General features: G+C 37.7%; 27 protein-coding genes. 22 read left to right on the top strand and 5 right to left on the bottom strand.

Translation table 11 applies throughout. The annotated features are described in order from the left end of the window. The first annotated feature begins 23 nt into the window (after positions 1-23). The 9 genes from fmt (at position 24) to ACPC57_RS08430 (ending at position 9,355) form a co-directional block, all read left to right on the top strand. Positions 24-962, top strand: a complete 939-nt coding sequence (gene fmt, locus ACPC57_RS08390) for a methionyl-tRNA formyltransferase (RefSeq protein WP_130555382.1) — start codon at positions 24-26, stop codon at positions 960-962. After that, on the top strand, positions 913-2,262 hold the full coding sequence (rsmB, locus tag ACPC57_RS08395) for a 16S rRNA (cytosine(967)-C(5))-methyltransferase RsmB (RefSeq protein WP_274504529.1): 1,350 nt from the start codon (positions 913-915) through the stop codon (positions 2,260-2,262). The genes fmt and rsmB overlap by 50 nt, the downstream gene beginning before the upstream one ends. 39 nt (positions 2,263-2,301) lie before the next feature. Next, entirely contained in the window at positions 2,302-3,039 is a 738-nt protein-coding gene (locus ACPC57_RS08400) for a Stp1/IreP family PP2C-type Ser/Thr phosphatase (protein ID WP_274504530.1), read from the top strand. Then, positions 3,039-5,012 carry a Stk1 family PASTA domain-containing Ser/Thr kinase gene (gene pknB, locus ACPC57_RS08405; RefSeq protein WP_434066711.1) on the top strand — a complete coding sequence of 658 codons (1,974 nt, stop codon included), beginning with the start codon at positions 3,039-3,041 and terminating at the stop codon, positions 5,010-5,012. Before ACPC57_RS08400 ends, pknB begins: the two co-directional genes overlap by 1 nt. 187 nt (positions 5,013-5,199) lie before the next feature. Further along, complete coding sequence (liaF, locus tag ACPC57_RS08410) at positions 5,200-5,895, top strand: cell wall-active antibiotics response protein LiaF (protein WP_217374631.1); 696 nt, start codon at positions 5,200-5,202, stop codon at positions 5,893-5,895. Next, positions 5,895-6,911 (top strand): sensor histidine kinase, encoded by a 1,017-nt coding sequence (locus ACPC57_RS08415; RefSeq protein WP_434065967.1) that lies wholly within the window; start codon positions 5,895-5,897, stop codon positions 6,909-6,911. The genes liaF and ACPC57_RS08415 overlap by 1 nt, the downstream gene beginning before the upstream one ends. After that, positions 6,883-7,524, top strand: a complete 642-nt coding sequence (locus ACPC57_RS08420; protein WP_130555387.1) for a response regulator transcription factor — start codon at positions 6,883-6,885, stop codon at positions 7,522-7,524. The genes ACPC57_RS08415 and ACPC57_RS08420 overlap by 29 nt, the downstream gene beginning before the upstream one ends. A gap of 51 nt (positions 7,525-7,575) precedes the next feature. After that, a complete protein-coding gene (locus tag ACPC57_RS08425; protein ID WP_171989465.1) occupies positions 7,576-8,976 on the top strand; it encodes a bifunctional Cof-type HAD-IIB family hydrolase/peptidylprolyl isomerase in 1,401 nt (466 codons plus the stop codon). 1 nt (position 8,977) lies between these two features. Further along, positions 8,978-9,355, top strand: coding sequence for a S1 RNA-binding domain-containing protein (locus tag ACPC57_RS08430; protein WP_217374633.1), 378 nt, complete (start codon positions 8,978-8,980; stop codon positions 9,353-9,355). Positions 9,356-9,508: 153 nt separating this feature from the next. Here ACPC57_RS08430 and cysK read toward each other — a convergent pair whose 3' ends face one another. From cysK to ACPC57_RS08455, 5 genes are all read right to left on the bottom strand, one after another. Further along, a complete protein-coding gene (gene cysK / locus ACPC57_RS08435) occupies positions 9,509-10,435 on the bottom strand; it encodes a cysteine synthase A (protein ID WP_217374634.1) in 927 nt (308 codons plus the stop codon). 238 nt (positions 10,436-10,673) lie between these two features. Then, positions 10,674-11,831, bottom strand: a complete 1,158-nt coding sequence (locus tag ACPC57_RS08440; protein WP_434066712.1) for a tyrosine-type recombinase/integrase — start codon at positions 11,829-11,831, stop codon at positions 10,674-10,676. A 177-nt stretch (positions 11,832-12,008) separates the two neighbouring features. Continuing rightward, positions 12,009-12,740, bottom strand: a complete 732-nt coding sequence (locus ACPC57_RS08445) for a hypothetical protein (protein ID WP_434066713.1) — start codon at positions 12,738-12,740, stop codon at positions 12,009-12,011. Positions 12,741-12,750: 10 nt separating this feature from the next. Beyond that, positions 12,751-13,134, bottom strand: coding sequence for an ImmA/IrrE family metallo-endopeptidase (locus ACPC57_RS08450; protein WP_434066714.1), 384 nt, complete (start codon positions 13,132-13,134; stop codon positions 12,751-12,753). Continuing rightward, positions 13,121-13,489: a helix-turn-helix domain-containing protein gene (locus ACPC57_RS08455; protein ID WP_434066715.1), complete on the bottom strand. Its 369-nt coding sequence runs from the start codon at positions 13,487-13,489 to the stop codon at positions 13,121-13,123. The genes ACPC57_RS08450 and ACPC57_RS08455 overlap by 14 nt, the downstream gene beginning before the upstream one ends. Positions 13,490-13,771: 282 nt before the next feature. On the opposite strand from ACPC57_RS08455, the gene ACPC57_RS08460 reads away from it, so the two are divergent. The 13 genes from ACPC57_RS08460 to ACPC57_RS08520 all read left to right on the top strand — a co-directional run bounded on the left by ACPC57_RS08460 (position 13,772) and on the right by ACPC57_RS08520 (position 19,344). Beyond that, positions 13,772-13,957, top strand: a complete 186-nt coding sequence (locus tag ACPC57_RS08460; protein WP_434066716.1) for a helix-turn-helix domain-containing protein — start codon at positions 13,772-13,774, stop codon at positions 13,955-13,957. A 1-nt stretch (position 13,958) separates the two neighbouring features. Then, positions 13,959-14,735, top strand: a complete 777-nt coding sequence (locus tag ACPC57_RS08465; protein WP_434066717.1) for a phage antirepressor — start codon at positions 13,959-13,961, stop codon at positions 14,733-14,735. Positions 14,736-14,805: 70 nt separating this feature from the next. Further along, positions 14,806-15,060: a hypothetical protein gene (locus ACPC57_RS08470; RefSeq protein ID WP_216807200.1), complete on the top strand. Its 255-nt coding sequence runs from the start codon at positions 14,806-14,808 to the stop codon at positions 15,058-15,060. A gap of 40 nt (positions 15,061-15,100) precedes the next feature. Next, positions 15,101-15,349 (top strand): hypothetical protein, encoded by a 249-nt coding sequence (locus ACPC57_RS08475; RefSeq protein ID WP_434066718.1) that lies wholly within the window; start codon positions 15,101-15,103, stop codon positions 15,347-15,349. Continuing rightward, a complete protein-coding gene (locus ACPC57_RS08480) occupies positions 15,330-15,530 on the top strand; it encodes a hypothetical protein (RefSeq protein ID WP_434066719.1) in 201 nt (66 codons plus the stop codon). The genes ACPC57_RS08475 and ACPC57_RS08480 overlap by 20 nt, the downstream gene beginning before the upstream one ends. A 119-nt stretch (positions 15,531-15,649) precedes the next feature. After that, on the top strand, positions 15,650-16,537 hold the full coding sequence (locus ACPC57_RS08485) for a replication initiator protein A (protein WP_434066720.1): 888 nt from the start codon (positions 15,650-15,652) through the stop codon (positions 16,535-16,537). Beyond that, positions 16,530-16,727 carry a hypothetical protein gene (locus ACPC57_RS08490; protein ID WP_434066721.1) on the top strand — a complete coding sequence of 66 codons (198 nt, stop codon included), beginning with the start codon at positions 16,530-16,532 and terminating at the stop codon, positions 16,725-16,727. The genes ACPC57_RS08485 and ACPC57_RS08490 overlap by 8 nt, the downstream gene beginning before the upstream one ends. Before the next feature lie 17 nt (positions 16,728-16,744). Further along, positions 16,745-17,104, top strand: coding sequence for a hypothetical protein (locus tag ACPC57_RS08495; protein ID WP_434066722.1), 360 nt, complete (start codon positions 16,745-16,747; stop codon positions 17,102-17,104). A gap of 1 nt (position 17,105) precedes the next feature. After that, positions 17,106-17,582, top strand: a complete 477-nt coding sequence (locus ACPC57_RS08500; RefSeq protein WP_434066723.1) for a siphovirus Gp157 family protein — start codon at positions 17,106-17,108, stop codon at positions 17,580-17,582. Further along, positions 17,579-18,226, top strand: a complete 648-nt coding sequence (locus ACPC57_RS08505; protein WP_434066724.1) for an ERF family protein — start codon at positions 17,579-17,581, stop codon at positions 18,224-18,226. Before ACPC57_RS08500 ends, ACPC57_RS08505 begins: the two co-directional genes overlap by 4 nt. After that, positions 18,223-18,636, top strand: coding sequence for a single-stranded DNA-binding protein (gene ssb, locus ACPC57_RS08510; protein ID WP_434066725.1), 414 nt, complete (start codon positions 18,223-18,225; stop codon positions 18,634-18,636). The genes ACPC57_RS08505 and ssb overlap by 4 nt, the downstream gene beginning before the upstream one ends. A gap of 34 nt (positions 18,637-18,670) precedes the next feature. Continuing rightward, entirely contained in the window at positions 18,671-19,057 is a 387-nt protein-coding gene (locus ACPC57_RS08515) for a hypothetical protein (protein WP_434066726.1), read from the top strand. Continuing rightward, entirely contained in the window at positions 19,054-19,344 is a 291-nt protein-coding gene (locus ACPC57_RS08520; RefSeq protein WP_434066727.1) for a DUF3310 domain-containing protein, read from the top strand. Before ACPC57_RS08515 ends, ACPC57_RS08520 begins: the two co-directional genes overlap by 4 nt. The last annotated feature ends 46 nt before the right edge of the window (positions 19,345-19,390 follow it).

Consider the following 19,390-nt stretch of genomic DNA (forward strand, 5'->3'; position numbering starts at 1 on the left):
GAAAGGGAGATGAGAAAGGAAGCATGACAAAGTTGATTTTTATGGGAACACCAGCGTTTTCGGCTACTGTCTTAAAGGGGTTATTAGCGGATAATAATTATGAAATACTTGCTATTGTAACCCAACCAGACCGAGCTGTTGGACGAAAAAAGGTTATCCAGATGACACCTGTGAAAGAAGTAGCTTTGGAATACAATTTACCAGTCTATCAACCAGAGAAGCTATCAGGAAGCCAAGAAATGGATGAGCTGATGAATTTAGGAGCAGATGGGATTGTGACGGCAGCTTTTGGGCAATTCCTACCAACCAAATTATTGAACTCAGTTGACTTTGCAGTCAATGTTCACGCTTCTCTTCTTCCTAAATACCGTGGCGGTGCCCCCATCCATTACTCTTTGATTAACGGTGATGACCGTGCCGGAGTAACCATCATGGAAATGGTCAAGGAAATGGATGCCGGTGATATGATTTCCAGCAATAGTATTGCTATTGAAGAAAGCGACAATGTCGGTACCTTGTTTGAAAAGTTGGCTGTTGTTGGTCGGGACTTATTGTTAGAAACCCTACCAGCCTATATTGCTGGTGACTTGAAACCAGTCGCTCAAAATCCTGAACAGGTAACCTTCTCGCCAAATATTCAGCCAGAGGAAGAGGTGCTGGATTGGAATAAGACAGCTCGTCAACTATTTAATCAGATTAGAGGTATGTACCCATGGCCTGTTGCCCACACCTATTGGCGAGGGGAACGGTTTAAAATTCAAGAAGCTGTTGAAACAGGAGGTGAAGGTCCAGCCGGTCAGGTTATTGCTCGAAGCAAGAAAGAATTGGTAATTGCGACAGGTCAGGGAGCACTTTCTCTGAAAACAGTCCAGCCGGCTGGTAAGCCAAAAATGACAATTGCGGACTTCTTGAATGGAGCTGGTCGAGATATCAAGGTGGGAGATCGATTTGGTGGTCAATAAACATGAATCAGCAAGAAGTCTAGCCTTATCCGTATTGGAACAAGTCTTTGATCAGGGAGCTTACTCGAACATCGCTCTCAATAAGGCCCTAGAATCTTCTCGTTTATCAGCACAGGACAAGGGCTTGGTGACCGAGTTGGTTTATGGGACGGTTTCTCGTAAAATTACCCTAGAGTGGTATTTGGCACGTTTTATTGAGGATAGGGAAAAGTTAGATACATGGGTTTACTATCTACTCATGTTGAGTCTGTATCAGCTACTCTATTTGGATAAACTGCCTATTCACGCTGTAGTCAATGAGGCTGTACGAATCGCGAAAAGAGGCCGTGGAACAGACAAGTTTGTCAATGCAGTTCTTCGTAAAATCAGTCAGACTTCGTTGCCAAGTCCATCTGATATTAAACGAAAAAATAAACGGTTATCTATTCAATATTCTGTACCTGTTTGGTTGGTCCAGACCTTAATTACGGAATACGGTGAGGACCGCGCAGAGAAGATTTTACAAAGTCTGCACACTCGAAACAAAGCCAGTGTTCGCGTGACAGATAGTAAACAAGTAAATCGTTTAGCAAGAGAATTAGGTGCGGATGTTTCAAAATTATCACCTTTTGGTCTGGTAAAATCTCATGGACACTTTGCAGGAACAGATTATTTTAAAGATGGGCTTTTAACGATCCAAGATGAAACCAGTCAACTTGTTGCTCCAACGTTGAAACTACAGGGTCAGGAAACAATCTTGGATGCCTGTGCAGCTCCGGGTGGAAAAACCTGTCATATAGCGAGTTATCTTACAACTGGTAAAGTCACTGCATTGGACCTTTATGATCATAAGTTGGCGTTAATTGAAGAGAATGCTCATCGATTAGGGTTGACAAATAAAATAGAAACAATACGATTGGATGCAAGCCAAGTTCATGAAACATTTGATCCCGATAGCTTTGATAAAATATTGGTGGATGCTCCTTGTTCCGGAATAGGGCTTATCCGTCGTAAGCCAGATATTCGTTACAATAAAGCTGCTATGGATTTTGATTCGTTGAAACATATTCAATTGCGAATATTAGACAGTGTTTGCCAAACTCTTAAAATAGGTGGTATAATAACCTATAGTACTTGTACGATTATTACCAAGGAAAACCAAGAAGTGATTCAGGAGTTTTTGGCCAATCATCCGAATTTTGAGCAGGTGCCTCTTGAGCATCCTCTGCCGGATATTGTAGTGGATGGTTGTTTATTGATTACACCGGAGCTATATGAGACAGATGGATTTTTCATTAGTCAAATAAGAAGAAAATCCTAGAATAAGAGGAGGAAGTTGCGTAGCAACTGTATAATAAATATGGAAATTGCATTATTAACTGATGTGGGACTTAAGCGTTCAAACAACCAAGATTACGTGAATCGCTATACCAATAGAGCTGGGATTGATTTAATTGTATTGGCAGATGGTATGGGTGGGCATAGAGCAGGGCATATTGCTAGTGAAATGACAGCAACTGATCTCGGAATCGCTTGGGTTGATACTCAATTATCAACATTGAATGATGTTCGCGAATGGATGGTCCATGTCATTGATCAAGAGAATAAAAAAATCCATGAATTGGGACAAACCGAAGAATACAAAGGGATGGGTACAACTTTAGAAGCTGTTGTCATTATCGATAATCAAATGATTTTTGCTCACGTAGGAGATTCACGTATTGGATTGATTCGTAATGGTGAATATACTCGCCTTACAAATGACCATTCTCTAGTTGGAGCCTTGGTAAGAGCAGGTCAATTGACGGAGGAAGAAGCTCAACGCCATCCGCAAAAGAATATTGTTACTCAATCTATTGGTCAAGCAGATCCAGTTGAACCTGATATTGCTTTAAAGACGTTAGAGGCGGGTGATTTTATCATTGTTAATAGCGATGGTTTGACCAATATGGTTTCAGTCGAAGATATACGAGATATTGTGCTTAGCGAGGTTGCGCTGGAGAGTAAGGTTGAGACCTTGATTCGATTTGCGAATAATGCCGGCGGTTTGGACAATATTACAGTTGCTCTTCTACATATAACGGAGGAGGCGCACTAATGATTCAAATCGGTAAAATTTTTGCCGGTCGGTATCGAATTATTCGGCAAATTGGTCGCGGGGGAATGGCAGATGTTTACCTTGCAAAAGATTTGATATTAGATGGTCAAGAGGTTGCTGTTAAAGTTCTTCGCACCAACTATCAGACTGACCAAATTGCGGTTCAGCGTTTTCAAAGAGAAGCACGAGCGATGGCAGAATTGGATCACCCGAATATTGTTCGTATCTCAGATATTGGCGAGGAAGATGGTCAACAATATTTGGCTATGGAGTATGTCAATGGATTAGACCTGAAACGCTATATTAAAGAAAATGCACCTCTTGCAAATGATGTAGCTGTTCGTATTATGGGACAAATTCTATTAGCAATGCGGATGGCACATACTAGAGGAATTATTCACAGGGATTTAAAACCTCAAAATGTACTTTTGACAACGGATGGAGTTGCAAAGGTGACAGACTTTGGTATTGCAGTTGCATTTGCTGAAACAAGTCTGACTCAAACAAATTCAATGCTTGGATCAGTTCATTACCTCTCTCCTGAACAAGCTCGTGGTGCAAAAGCGACGATTCAAAGTGATATCTATGCAATGGGGATTATCCTTTTTGAAATGTTGACAGGGCGAATCCCATATGATGGAGATAGTGCAGTTACTATTGCATTACAACATTTCCAAAAACCCCTGCCATCAGTTAGAGAAGAAAATGCTAATGTTCCACAAGCTCTCGAAAATGTTGTGTTAAAAGCAACGGCAAAGAAGCTTAGTGAACGGTATAAGTCTGTTGCAGAAATGTATGCGGATTTAGCTTCATCACTTTCAATGGACAGAAGTAATGAGCCTCGAATTGTTTTAGAAGGCAATAAAGTCGATACCAAAACCTTACCAAAATTATCACAGGTAAACGTTGAGAATAAGAGTCAGGAAGACAGCGAAAAAAATTTCAAGGAATTGCCTAATAACCAGACCTCTCCTTCAAAAAACGTATCAAAGCAGGCTTTGAAACCACGACGCGGGTTGAGGACGCGATACAAAGTTTTAATTGGAGCGATTATTTTGACAATTGCGGCTTTGGGATTTTTGATATACAGTACCCCTTCTACAGTACAAGTTCCTGATGTAGTTGGTGAAACCTTAGATGTCGCAAAGGAAAAAATTGAGGTAGCAGGACTGGTTGTTGGAGATGTAAAAGAAGAGGCCTCGACAGAATATAAGGAAGGAACTGTTATTCGGACTAGTCCTGTGGCCAAGACTTCTAGGATGGAAGGTAGCAAAGTTGACATTTTTGTAGCTAGGGTCGCTATGGTCACTGTACCAAATTTAATTGGAAGCGATGCAGACTCCGCTCAAAAAGAATTGGAAGATTTAGGGTTTAAGGTAACGCTTAAAAAAGAATATAGCGATACTGTAGAAGAAGGCTATGTCATTAAGACAGACCCTGTAGCAAATAGTTCAAAAGAAAAAGGCAGTACAATTACGGTGGTAGTGTCTAAAGGGGTACAACCAAAAACAGTTCCAGATGTTACCGGAAAATCACAAGACACTGCGAAACAACTTCTTGAGGCAGCTGGATTTATTATAGGTACTATTTCAGAAGAGTATAGTGATAGTGTTGCAGAAGGAAATGTTATTAGTACAGATCCTCAAGCAAAAGTAGAATTAGAGAAAGGTTCTATTGTTAATATGGTAGTTTCTAAAGGGAAGGAAATTATCATGCCGGATCTTGTTTCTGCATGCTATACTTACTCCGAAGCTCGAAATCAGCTACAATCCTTAGGTGTTACCACAATAGAAAAACAAGAGGATCGTAGTTATACAACCACAACTAGTGATATTGTCGTAGGTCAGTATCCTGCTGCGGGCACTGTCATTGATGGACCAGTGACATTGTATGTATCAGTCGCGACTACGAGCACAAATTCTACCAGTACTACAGGTTCCTCCTCAAGTACTTCTACTAGTAGTAGCGAATAGTTTTCATATTTAGTATTATTTATAAAGGGAGAACGATAATGTTCTCTCTTTTAATGTTAGTAAATATACGTATATTTTTGTTTTATAGACATAATTTAATTGGGTATCTTGGTTTTAAATATTCCATCTAAAGAAGGAGTTATTTTTCTGAAATTTTGGTAAAATAATATAGAAAGGAAATAATGATATGTGGAAAATTAGAATATTTCTACTTTTAGAGAGTGTTCTGTTCACTCTAGCCTTGTTCGATGTGGTGGCAAATGAATCAAGTAGAACACTACTATTGATGGCTACACTGCTTCTTGTGATTTGGAATTTTTTAGGAAGAGAGCTCAGTAGTATCCTATTAATTAGTGCAGTCTCTTTAATATTTTTAGTATTTGTATTAAATCCGTTCTTTATCATTGGCATAATGATGCTCGTGGTGTATATGTTGGTGAACTTCTTTTCACGATATGAAAAACGAAATCAGTATACTCATATTATTTTTGATGATCATGCATTGGTTGCCCAAAAAGAAAAAAATAGGTGGTTTGGTGGTCAAAACCATTCGCAGGATCGGTATGGATTTGAAGATATTAATATTGTCCGTCTCTTTGGTAACGATGTAGTTGACTTAGACCAAACAGTACTTGTTGGTCGCGATAATATTGTTGTTATACGCAAAATATTTGGAAAAACAAAAATTATTTTGCCTATCGATGTTGAAATTTCTGTATCTGCTTCAAGCATATATGGTCGTGTTCAATTTTTAGATCTCTCTTTTTGGGATTTGCGAAATGAAAGTATTTCTATAGCTAGCCCAGGTTATCGTGATTCACATAAACGGGTAAAAGTAGTAGTCAATAGTTTGTTTGGTGATGTGGAGGTAATCCGCGTATGATCAAAAGAAGAACCTATTTTCTGCTTGTTTGGCTATCAGCACTGATTGTATTAGTTGTCATTGCATCCGTATTACCATTGTTGAATTATTCGTTATTGAATCCGTCTCTCTGGGTTTCTACGAATCAATTTATAATGACAATCGTTCTATTGATTATTGTGCTGAGCCTTTTTTTGGGAATTTTGGTCCAAACAGTATCCCTCGTATCCACTCAAGTAATACGCTTAAAATTGCAGGCAATTTTGAAAAACAAGCCGATTAAGGACAACCATGAAGAAGATCCCCTTTTATTACAATTATCTGATAAAGTTAAAACTTTAACTAGACAGGTTCAAATGTTAGATAATCAAGACTTGGTAAATCGTGAAGAGATTGTCGAGGGGGAAAGAAAAAGGATTGCAAGGGATTTGCATGATACGGTTAGTCAAGAATTGTTTGCGACGAGTATGATTTTGTCTGGTCTTTCATCTAATATTCTTTCGCTTCCACGAGAAACAGTTCAGGAACAGTTGGTTTTGGTAAAGGATATGATTGAGTCTGCTCAAAGAGATTTAAGGATATTACTGCTTCATCTACGTCCAAGTGAACTTGAAAGTAAAACCTTAGTAGAAGGATTAGAACTTGTATTACGTGAAGTGAGCGATAAAAGTAGTATTGTTGTCCATTTTCAACATGACGTAAATGGATTACCAAAGTTAATAGAAGAACACCTTTTCCGTATTGCACAGGAAATCATTAGTAATACTTTGCGGCATGCCAAAGCCAAGCATTTGGATGTGTACTTATTGCAAAAAGAGACAGAGTTACAGTTGAAAATGACTGATGATGGTATTGGTTTTCAACAGGGTGCTGATGATAAATTGAGTTACGGATTACAAAATATACGTGAGCGGGTCGAGGATATGGCTGGGACGATTGAAATTCGTACGGCTCCGAATAAGGGGGTTGCCATTGATATTCGTATCCCTCTATTGAAAGGAAAAGAAGATGAATGCGATTCGAGTGATGTTGATTGATGACCATGAAATGGTGCGTTTAGGATTAAAAAGTTACTTAAACTTACAGCCAGATGTTGAGGTAGTAGCGGAAGCTGGAGACGGTGAAGAAGGTTTAACAAAGGCACTCGAGGTCAAACCAGATGTCGTTGTGATGGACTTAGTTATGCCTAAAATGACTGGTGTCGAAGCTACTTTAGCATTGTTGAAGGAATGGCCTCAAGCACAAATTGTGATACTAACATCCTATTTAGATAATGAAAAGATTTACCCAGTGTTAGAAGCAGGTGCACGAGGCTATATGTTAAAAACATCGAGTGCAGATGAAATATTATCTGCGATTCGTAAAGTTGCGCGTGGAGAATATGCAATCGAAACTGAGGTTGAGAAAAAAGTGGAGCATCACAAGCGTTACCCAGATTTACATGAAGACTTGACGGCTCGCGAACGTGAAATATTAACCCTTTTAGCAAAGGGGTATGATAATCAACGAATTGCTGATGAATCCTTTATTTCTTTGAAGACGGTCAAAACTCACGTATCTAATATTTTATCTAAGCTAGAAGTCAGTGATCGGACACAAGCAGTTGTTTATGCGTTTCAGCATGGTCTTGTACCACAAGATGAAGAATAGTGATATAATAGAAAGATAGTTAGTTAGCTTCCGGAAAGGATATCGAATATAGTGGATGCAAAATTAAAATATAGAGCCAAAAAAATCAAGATAGTCTTTTTTGATATTGATGATACACTTCGGGTTAAAACCACTGGATATATGCCAGAATCTATTCGGCAGGTCTTTAAATCCTTGAAAGAAAAGGGTATTCTAACAGGAATTGCCTCTGGTCGTACACCATATGGAATAGTGCCAGAAATTAAGGCATTGCAACCGGATTATTTTGCCATGATTAATGGCTCATATGTTGAAAATGCCAAAGGGCAAGTGGTCTACCATCAACCAATGTCTTCTGAGTTGGTGAAGTCTGTAATAGACTGGACGAAGGAAGTTGGTATTGAATATGGATTGCTAGGTAGTAAAAAAGGAACTCTATCAGCTCGGACCGATCGGATTAGTCAAGTGATTGATTTGATTTATGATGGCCTGGAAACCGACCCTGAATTTTACAAGGGGAATGATATTTATCAAATGTTGACCTTTGAAAATGATGGACAAAAAGTCGAATTGCCAGCTCAATTGCAGGAAGATTTGCGAACGGTTCGTTGGGATGCTATTTCATCAGATATTGTTTTAAAAGATTCCTCTAAGGCAGCTGGTGTGGCTAAAATAGTTGAAAAACTTGGTTTAAAACCAGAGAATGTTCTTGTTTTTGGGGATGAGCTCAATGACATTGAATTATTTGAGTATGCAGGGATTGCAATTGCAATGGGGCATTCACATCCAGAATTGCAAAAACGTGCTGATTATATTACAAAAAAAGTAGAAGAAGATGGCATTTTTGATGCCTTGGAGAAATTAGGTATGGTCGAGAAAGAAAAAAAATATCCACAATTAGACGTGGTTAAGGCTGAAGGTCCAGTTGCACATATTAAGACGAATCATGGAGTTTTAAATGTAAAACTTTTCCCTGAGATTGCTCCAAGAACAGTAGCAAACTTTGTAGCTCTTTCTAAGGATGGCTATTATGATGGTATTATTTTCCATCGGATTATCAAAGATTTCATGATTCAAGGTGGAGATCCAACTGGAACTGGTATGGGTGGTGAATCAATCTATGGTGGTTCATTCGAAGATGAGTTTTCTATGGAAGCCTTTAACCTTCGTGGTGCCCTCTCAATGGCAAATGCCGGGCCAAATACCAATGGCAGTCAATTCTTTATTGTCCAAAATCAAAATTTTCCTTATAATGCAAAAGAGTTAGAACGTGGTGGATGGCCAAAACAAATTGCTGAAGCATATGTTGACAATGGTGGAACACCGCATTTAGATCAACGGCATACAGTATTTGGACATTTAATGGATACAGCGTCATTTGATGTATTAGATACCATTGCAGCGGTGGCGACGGATTCAGCAGACCGACCGCATGAAGATGTTGTGATTGAGACAATCGAGATTGAGGATTAAAATGAAAATCGGTGATAAGGTTAAAGGGACAGTTACGGGTATTCAACCATACGGGGCCTTTGTAGATTTGGATAATGGTCAAACTGGGCTCATTCATATTTCTGAAATTAAGACTGGATTTGTTGATAATATATTTGATTATCTTAAAATAGGTCAGGAAGTGATTGTACAGGTTGTTGATTATGATGAATATTCAGGAAAAGCGAGTTTATCTATTCGCACACTTGAAGAAGAATATCAAAAAATTCCTCGTCATCGCCGTTTTACGAATGAACGTCATAAAATAGGGTTTGCTCCGTTAGCCAAACATTTGCCAACATGGATTAAGGAAACAAAAGAATTTTTAGATAAAACGAAAAAGGCTAAGGGAAATCCCTAAGCCTTTTTGAAATAGTATGTTTTTCGCAATCTACATTATCAGTTGACAACAACCATGACAAGCGAAAAGCTCCAAGAGGAGCTTCCGGTCTGTTCTCTAAAAATAAGAATATAGTAGAGTCCAATCATTGACTCTTTTAATTTTCATTGAAAATTAGTCATTAAATTCGTAAAGTGCAGTTGATAAATAGCGTTCGCCATTATCTGCCAAAATTGCTAAAACTTTTTTACCTGCACCTAATTCCTTGGCAACTTCAATAGCTGCGTGTATCGCTGCACCGGATGAAATACCAACAAGGAAACCTTCTTGTCCACCGATGGCACGTCCAATAGCTAAAGCATCATCAGATTTCACTCGAATAATACCGTCGTATGAATTGGTATCCAAAGTATCTGGAATGAAACCAGCTGAAATTCCCTGAATCTTATGTGGGCCAGGTGCTTCGCCAGAAAGAACAGCGGACTCATCAGCTTCTACAGCATATACAGCAATGTTAGGATTGGCAGCTTTCAAAACATGAGAAACGCCGCTTACTGTACCTCCGGTACCAACACCAGATATAAAAGCGTCTAACCCAGTTGGACCAAAATCTTCCAAAATTTCCTGTCCTGTTGTATCTTCATGAATTTTTGGATTTGAAGGGTTGGCAAACTGGAATGGGACCCAACCATTTTTTTCTTTAGCAATTTCTTGTGCTTTAGCAATTGCACCTTTCATACCTTCGCTACCGGGAGTAAGTACTAAATCAGCCCCATAAGCTTGGATGATTTTGCGACGCTCAATACTCATTGTTTCAGGCATAACAATAATCACTTTATAACCTTTTGCCGCACCAACCCATGCAAGTCCGATTCCGGTATTACCACTTGTTGGCTCTACAATTGTATCACCTGGTTTGATAGTACCAGCTTTTTCTGCATCCTCAATCATTGCCAAAGCAATACGATCTTTAACAGAAGAACCAGGGTTAAAAGCTTCCAACTTAACATAAACATCTGCCGCACCTTCAGGTACGATATTGTTGAGTTTAATAATTGGTGTGTTTCCTACTAATTGCGTAATATTTTGATAAATAGCCATAAGGCACCTCCATTTAAAGTTACTGATCTTTATATTATATTATATAGTAGAAAATGAAAAAAGTATAATATAAAAAAACTATCTCAGTGTTAAGAAAAAGCTATACCAAACCAATCATGATGTTTATGTAACAGTTTAAAAGCGTTGAAACTACTGGTTTTTTAAAAAATGTTTATTGTTGATTTTGTTATAACTAGGTGTAGTTGTCGGGGAATTGTCGGGAAGAAGTCGGGGAAAATCAGAGAACTTTCTTGTCAAATAAATCGGTAACATTATGCGCTCGTTCTTCTTTGATGTGAGTATATTGTTTGGTTGTTTGAAGGCTTGCATGTCCCAAGAAGTGCATGACATCTTCTGGTCTAGCTCCAGCAATGAGCGATTGAGTGGTAAAGAAGTGGCGCATAACGTGTGGAGTGATATAGATACTACATTCCTCGCTTACTCGTTTAAAAATTTTATTTAAAAAAGCAGGTCTTTCCAAGTAGTATTTATTATTCTTTATTCGGATGCTCAGGTAATCCTTTTCCTGCTCAACAATGACGTCTGCTTTCTTTTTGACTTGCTTTGCTGCTTCCATGATCTGTAATAACAGCTCACTGCCTCTATCATTTAAAACGACGTAACGCACAGAACTTTCTGTCTTTGTTCTCCCAGCGCCATCTTTTGTCCTGTTAGAACGAGAGTCTCTTATATTTAAGACTGCTCGATTATCAGAATTGAAAGTAACATCCATGAACCTGATGCCACAAACTTCTCCACGTCTGAGCCCAAAAATAGTCAGGTAAACAAATGCAAAATGTGTAGTTGATAGTAATTCTTCTGCTGTTTTTATCCACGTTTGAAAATCATCAATTTTTAACTCTTTATTAAGAGGTTCTAACTCTGATTCCCCAAGATATATATCAGACAATTTGTTTTGTCTAAGATTTCCATTTTTGACAGCATCATTTAAAATAGAATTTAAAAGCCGATTACTGGTAAGTACACTATTTCTACGGTACTCACCAAGCATTTCTGCTAGATGTTCTTCGTAATCGTTGCGGTTTATTTTTTTAAGTGGGAGATCTCCCCACTTTTCTTTTATCATGGTACGATAAATACCTGCGTTAGTGTAGATGGACGTATCATTCCATTGACCTGTTTTTTCTTTCTTTGCTGAGTAGATTTTCCAATATTCATTTAAAGTCAGCTCTAGGTCAACATCCATTTCATCACGATAAATTCTTTCTTCAATATCTCTTAGAATTCTCTGGGCGTCCTTCAAACTGCGTAGTCCGCTCTTGGTAAATTCTTTCTTGTCGCCATTGACAAAGTATCCTCTGCGGACATAGTAGCGCAATCCTTTTTGGGTTTCATACGTAAAAATATTTGGGTATTTTGTTTTTGAATATTTCATTCTCTTTTCCTTTCTGTAAGACCAATCTGGACAAGGTTTTTTTGAAAGGATATTGGCATCACCACCTTAAAATGATATAATGATAGTACGCAAAAGGTCCTGCTTGATAGCTGGTCTTTGTTTAATGATACCCTACACTTTCGCTTTGGTCGGTTGGAAGTGTGGGGATTTTTTATTTTATTCAATAGTATTTTGCTTGTTAATTAAGATTTCTAGTTTCTGCTTTAAGTCGTTTAATCGAATTGAATCGCTGTTTCCTCGATTGACAAGGAAATTAATTTCTTTATCAATGTGGCTGTTCCATGATGGTTTTCGAACGGATTCTAATCTATTAATCATTTTCTTTATGTGAGCAAGATTGTCTGACAAATAATTGATTTCCATTTGATAGTGTTTGATTTCCATCTGAGAAAGGCTCCAAGTTGGAAAGTCAAGATCTAGATTTGTAGGATAATTTTTAAAAGCATGGATTTCCCACAGTTTCTTATACTTATCGTAAAACACTCGACCTTTATCTGTTAAAATTGTCTTCTCGTCTGTATCTTCAAGAAGTTCCTCTGATTTAAAGATTGCGGTCAGTTGTTCTGCATTTAGGTTGTAAGTTAAGAAGAAGTATTTTGGAATTGTCACATCTTTTTTTCGTCCGTTTTTTGGTTTTCCCCACCAAACTAACAATAGCCATTCTCTAAGATTATGTCCGTCTAATGTATTAAAGCTGTCATCGTACGACGGAAAATCAAATGTCCGACCATAGTAGTCGGTTATCTTGGGTTGTTTGCGAAACATTTCGTAGTATTTTTCATCATAAAAAATATCAAGTTCTGAATGTATCTCCTCTTTTGAAAATACGGTTTGAGGTGGTGTTACTTTGCTTGTTTTATTTCCGAATAGAAATTTAAATAGTCCCATATTCTCTCCCTTAGTTGATATTTACTAAATGATTAAACTCTTCCTGTATCATTTGTTGGCCCCAGGAAGTTGCGATTTTATAGTAATTGGCGAAACGTAGCCAGTCGAAGTCATAGACGTCATTTTCTGATAGGTAGTTCTTGATGAGTTCTCTGACCATGAACCTATCGGCTTGATTTTCGTACTGTATGAGCAGTCTGCTGTAATAGGCTGGGTCATGGTTGATGTGCCCTAATTCGTGCAGTATGACTTTCTCTCGTTCTTCTGGTGATAGGTTTGCATTGACATAGATTATTCTCTCATCTGGAAAATAGAAGCCGTCACGCTCCCAGATATCTCCGTGGAAGATGTAGAGTTTGACTTGGTACTCTTCTAGTAGTTTATTTATTTTCAATATCGGTTACCCCAAGCGATAATTTTATAATTTGGGCGATTTTTTCCACATCGTCATCAGACAATGGTTTACCATCAAACATGACGACACGTTCTCTGAGGTTGGATAAGTCCACCTCACGGCCGTCCGCAGCGGTCACTACATCAGAAGCAATCCGTGGATTATCTGTACGTCCTAGGAGGTAATCTGTTGAGACATTGAAGTAGTCGGCAACTTTTTCTATCTTATCACTGCTAGGTGTAGAGGTTTCCCATTTTCTCAAGCTACCGTTACTAAAATCTAACTTCCTTTCTAACTCTGCCAAAGTTAGTGCTTGCTCATTTGCTAACACTTTTATTTTATCAAGTATACCCATGTTGTAAAATCCTCCAAAAATAAGATCTTACAAAATAATGTAAAATTTTCTATCAAAATAGTTGACAAATAGAAAATTTTCCTTTATAATTATTTTTGTAAGCTAGTTAATAGGCTCACCAAACTTTTAATTTATATATAAATCCGCCAAGATTATCAAAGTTAAATCTAGTTTGAGATGTAGCTCTATTTTTTATACCCTTATAATAGACTATTTTCTATTACAAGTCAATTAAAACTACTTATTTTCTTATAAAATTTTCTAAAGAAAGGAGACGAATTTATGATTTACGACAAAATCAAACAAATAGTTTCTGAAAAAGGCATTTCAATATATCGTATTGAGAAAGATCTGGATCTGGGAAACGGTGCGATTAGCAAATGGAACAATAGCTCGCCTTCTGCAAAAACTCTAAAAGAAGTTGCTGACTATTTGAATGTTCCGTTAGGAAAATTATTGGAGGAATAATATGGAATTACAAATTATTAATCAACAGGAAGTTCTAGGAAAGGACTTCACGATATACGGTACATTAGAAGAGCCGTTGTTTTTAGCCAAAGATGTGGCTGATTGGATTGAACATAGTAATCCTACGGAAATGCTAAAAGGCATTGACGAGGATGAAAAGCTGACCTCAACAATTCTTAGGGCAGGTCAAACACGAGAAGTCAACTTGCTAACCGAAAACGGTTTGTATGAAGTTCTTATGCAGTCCCGAAAACCTATTGCTAAACAGTTCAAAAAGCAAGTTAAGCAAATTTTGAAATCTATCCGCAAACATGGCATGTATGCAATTGATAATCTACTGGATAATCCAGATATGGCAATAGCAGCTTTCCAAAAGCTGAAGGAAGAGCGTCAACTTCGATTACAGGCTCAAGAGGAATTAGCCCAGAAAAACCAAATCATTCAAGAGTTGCAACCAAAAGCGACTTATTATGATTTGATTTTGCAGAGTGAGTCGCTGGTGGCTATCTCGGTCATAGCCAAAGACTATGGAATGAGTGCTAAGAAACTTAACAGTTTACTTCATGACCTCAAAGTTCAGTTCAAGCAAGGTAGTACATGGCTTTTATATCAGAAGTATGCTGACAAGGGTTACACCCAGTCTAAAACACATACTCTTGATGCAGAACGTAGCAAGATGCATACTTATTGGACACAAAAAGGGCGGTTATTCATCTATGATTTGCTCAAAAACAAAAAAGGTATCCTGCCACTGATTGAGCAAGACGAGGTGGCTTGAATACAAAAAACCACTGCGGGAACAGTGGCTTATAAAAATATTCACTTAAATTATAACACAGGAGGCTATTATGGACAAGTTCGTTGTTGATTTGTCCGACTGGATAAAATCTATAATAAGAGACGTTATAAACGAGATTTTACTAGAAAAGGACAACGACGATGGTTTCCCAGAAATGATGAACCGAAAGGATTGCATCAGTTTTCTAAAGGTAGACGGGACCGTCTTTGATAAATACAGAAAATTACCGAATTTTCCTAAAGAACAAGAGGGAACAAAATGGAAGAAAAGAGCTATTAAAATTTGGCTTAGCGAAAAAGACTAAAAGACCAATCTGGACAAGGTCTGAAACGAGGAAATAATTTATGACAGAAGCAATATTTACAGCAGTAGTTTTTGCAGTACCAGTTTTAGTAGTAGGTATTATTAAACAACGCAAGAGAGAATTGGAACACAAAAAGCGTGTGCAAGTTTTACTACGTGAGACGGAGCAGATTATCCAGTTTAAGCACGGAATGGCGTATCGTGACGAGTGTATGAAACAAAGTGTACTCAATACAGAACGTCAACAGGTGGACAAAGAGGAGAAACGACATGCAAGAGTGGCTGAGTAAATTTTTAAAACAAGAGCAAACTATTCCACGTCCGCTCTATTCACTCGAACGAGAAAATGAGTTGTTGCATGACATGGTAAAGAAAATTGCTATGGAACGCAATACATACCGTATCGAAAATCAGAGATTGATGGATGAGGTTGCACGATTGAGACGTGAGGTTGACAATAAACATGAATGACATAGTAAGACTTGAATTGATTGCTCAATCATATGACCGCTTTTTCGCACAAGAGACATTGAGCATTTGAAAGATGTAGAAAGGATTTTGGAATATGACGGATTGGAGGGAGACGATCGTTGCATATAGACGAAGTTAGAAACAATCAGTTTTATCAGTTTCCGCAGTGGTTACTAAAAGAGCCATACAACAATTTGAGCCACAGGGCCATGTTGATGTACATGCTTTTGTGGGATAGACGAGGGTTGTCAGAAAAAAACGGTTGGCATGACGAAAATGGCAAGGTTTATGTTTACTTTACCAACGAGCAATTCATGGAAGTTTTGAAATGTTCGAAGCAGACTGTTGTAACAACAAAAGAAGAATTACACAAATTTGATTTACTGGAAGAGGTTAGACAAGGAATAAACAAGCCTAATCGCTTGTATATAAACGGAAGTCTAAAAAATAGACTTCAAGAAGTCCAAAATTTAGACCAAGGAAGTCTAAAAAATAGACTTCAAGAAGTCCAAAATTTAGACGGAATCAATACTAATATTATCAATACTAATATATCTAATATAAATAATAATACAGGTTGTAAAAATCCGCTGAAAAGTATTGTTGATACTATCAGACAAAATTGGGGAAAGGACTTAACTCCAATTGAACTAGAAACGGTTACAAAAATGTTAGATGATTATCCGTTTGAAATTATAGATTTTGTTATCTCAGAAGCAACTTTGAGAAATAAGAAAACAATTCGCTGGGTAGAGAAATGTTGTATTGATTGGTATGTTTATAACAACTTAAAAACAGTTACAGCAATACAAGATCACTTATTTAACAGAAATAATTGGTCAAGAAAAGAGTTTGATAAATCAAAATATAACACACCACAATATCAGCAAACAAATGTTCCAACCTGGTCAACTGAGCCAGCAAAGACAGAGCAGACAACAGAAGGACAAGCGAAGTTGGCAGAACTCTTTGCTGAGTTAGAAGCGATGGAGGGTACTGATGACTAAATACACAATCAGATGTAAAGAGTGTCAATCATATAGTACAGTGACAAACGAAGACGACTGTGAGCTAAACTGTCCTAAATGCTTGTCTGAGCATTTGGTTGTCATCTACGAAGATGTATTGCCAGATCCTGAAGACGAAGATAGAGCCTATGACGAATGGAAAGACAATGTAGCGATGGGCTACGAATAGCGAAAGGAGAAAATAAAATGACAATGACAAATGAAACAAAAATGCTTGCGACAATGATTTTAGAAATTGTTGAGACAGCTGAAAAATGGGTTTCTCGTCCAGAAAGAAAAACAATAAATTTGGTTGACGAATATATTGAATCAAATAAAGCGTATAAGATTGAAACTGATGAAGATGGTGACACAGAAAAGGTTTTTACTGGAGTTAAAGACGAGCAATTAGATCGTATTTTGAAGCATCTGAAAACATCGTTAGAACGAGACGGAAATGACCTTTCCCGTTATGCGGAAGAAATTTCAAACAAGGGCGAGCGTCAATTGAGTTTAATCAAAACAATAGTAAAGCATTATGCTGATGTAAATACGGAGGATTTATAACATGGCATTATTGTACGAACTAGATGGGATTTACGCCCATCTTCAAGCGTTGGAATTGGACGATGAAACCTTCAACGATACATTGGAAAGTATTGACTTCCAAGAAGACTTGGAACGAAACATCGAATATTTTGTCAAGTTATGGAAAAATGCAATTTCTGATGCAGAGAGTTTCAAACAGGCAAAACAGGAATTTTACGAAAAAGAAAAAAACGCAAAGGCTAAAGCAGAAAAATACAAAGAAGTCATTGAACGTGCTTTGAAAATGAGCAATAAACAAAAGGTGGAAGCTGGGTTGTTCACTGTGTCACTCCGAAAATCTAAGCAAGTGGATATTTTAGACGAAACAAAGATACCGCTTGAATTTATGAAATTAGAATACAAGCCTATCAAAACTGAATTGGCTAAACATCTAAAAGCTGGAGAAGTTATCGAAGGAGTGACATTAATTGAAAAAGAAAGTTTGCAGGTACGATGATGAAGAAATCAGAAACGATTGTTGAGTTAAGCAAAGCATTTGCCAAGATGCAGATGGAATTAGAGCAACCGCTGAAAAATGCTAATAATCCATTTTTTAAAAGCAAGTATGTACCACTTGAAAATGTGGTAGACAGCATCACTAAAGCAGCAAGTAAGCACGGACTATCTTTCACACAATTTCCTTCAAGCGATGAAAATGGAAATGTGACGGTAGGGACGATGGTTATGCATGAGTCTGGGGAATGGATTGAGTATGACCCAATCTGTTTAAAACCAGTAAAGAATGACCCGCAGGCTGTTGGATCGGCTATCACATATGCCAAACGATACGCTTTGAGTGCTATTTTTGGAATCACTAGCGACAATGACGATGACGGAAATGAAGCGACGCAACTAGGAAAAGCAACATCTAAAGCTATGCCAAATAAACAATCCCCAACTACCAATAAAAAAATACCAAAAGAAGTAGTCGAGGCGTATAGGAATGCTATCCAGTCTGTTATTGACAGGACAGGCAAGAATGACGGATCAATAACAAGGTGGTTCTGTGAGAACTTAGGAGTTGTAAAATACGAAGATATAACGATGGAAAAAATCTCACTAGCAGATGAACTAATAAAGAAAATGGAGAATAAAAAATGAATAACGTAAGTCTAGTAGGGCGATTAACAAAAGATGTAGAACTTAAACAAACTGGTTCAAATACCGCAGTAGCTACGGGAACGCTTGCTGTCAATCGTCAATTCAAAAGTGCAAACGGAGAAAAAGAAGTAGATTTTATCAATATTGTTGCTTGGAGAAAAACTGCTGAAATTATCGCAAATTACACTTCAAAAGGTTCACAAATTGGGATCACAGGTCGAATCCAAACACGTAGCTATGAAGGAAATGACGGAAAACGTGTATATGTAACAGAAGTTGTAGCTGAAACAGTTATGTTGCTTGATAACAAATCAAACAATCAACAACCGCAACAACCGCAACAAAAACAAGAAAGACCATTTAGCGCATCAAGTGCTGTGGATGTTGATGATTTAACGTTGCCATTTTAAATATAAAAACAAAAAGCAAAAGCAGGGCGACTAGTTGAAATTTGAGTTTATTTTATCAAATACAAAACAAAAAAAAGAAATGTTGAACGCTAACGATAGACCACATTGGACACAGAAGGCTAAAATTACCGCCTATCTTCGTCAAATTGGGCGTTTAAAAGTATCTGAGGGTAAATACACCACCTATACAAAAAAACGCCCATGTGGGCTTATAGTGACGATTTACGCGCCAACTAAAAGACGAATGGATCCGCCAAACTTTTATCCAACCGTAAAAGCATTGGTTGACGGCATGACGGATGCAGGTTTATGGACAGATGATAACCATGAAATCATTAAATACATGACGTTTGAATTTGGTGGTCTAAGTGGAATCAAAGATAAATACAGGGTTGAAATTGAGGTAGAGGAAATTAGATGACAGAAGAAACTAAGCTGTATATAGACGGAACGAATGAACCATATGTTGTTTTGGGAAAGGATGAGCATGACGTGATAACCAACCCGAGCCATTACAAAGGCAGCCAAGGTATTGAAGCCATTGAAGTTCACAAGAATTTTCTGACCGAGGAAGAGTTGAGGGGTTATTACAAAGGCAATACGCTCAAATATCTGCTTCGCGAGAGAAACAAGAACGGCTTAGAAGATTTGAAAAAGGCTAGAAAACACTTGGATTGGTTGATTGAGTTGGAGGAAAAAAATGATTAAAGTATTTGAAGCATTTAGTGGAATTGGAACACAACGCATGGCGCTT

Origin of the sequence: Streptococcus sp. VTCC 12886 (genome assembly GCF_049893425.1) — a bacterium.
GTDB classification, from domain to species: domain Bacteria; phylum Bacillota; class Bacilli; order Lactobacillales; family Streptococcaceae; genus Streptococcus; species Streptococcus suis_AA.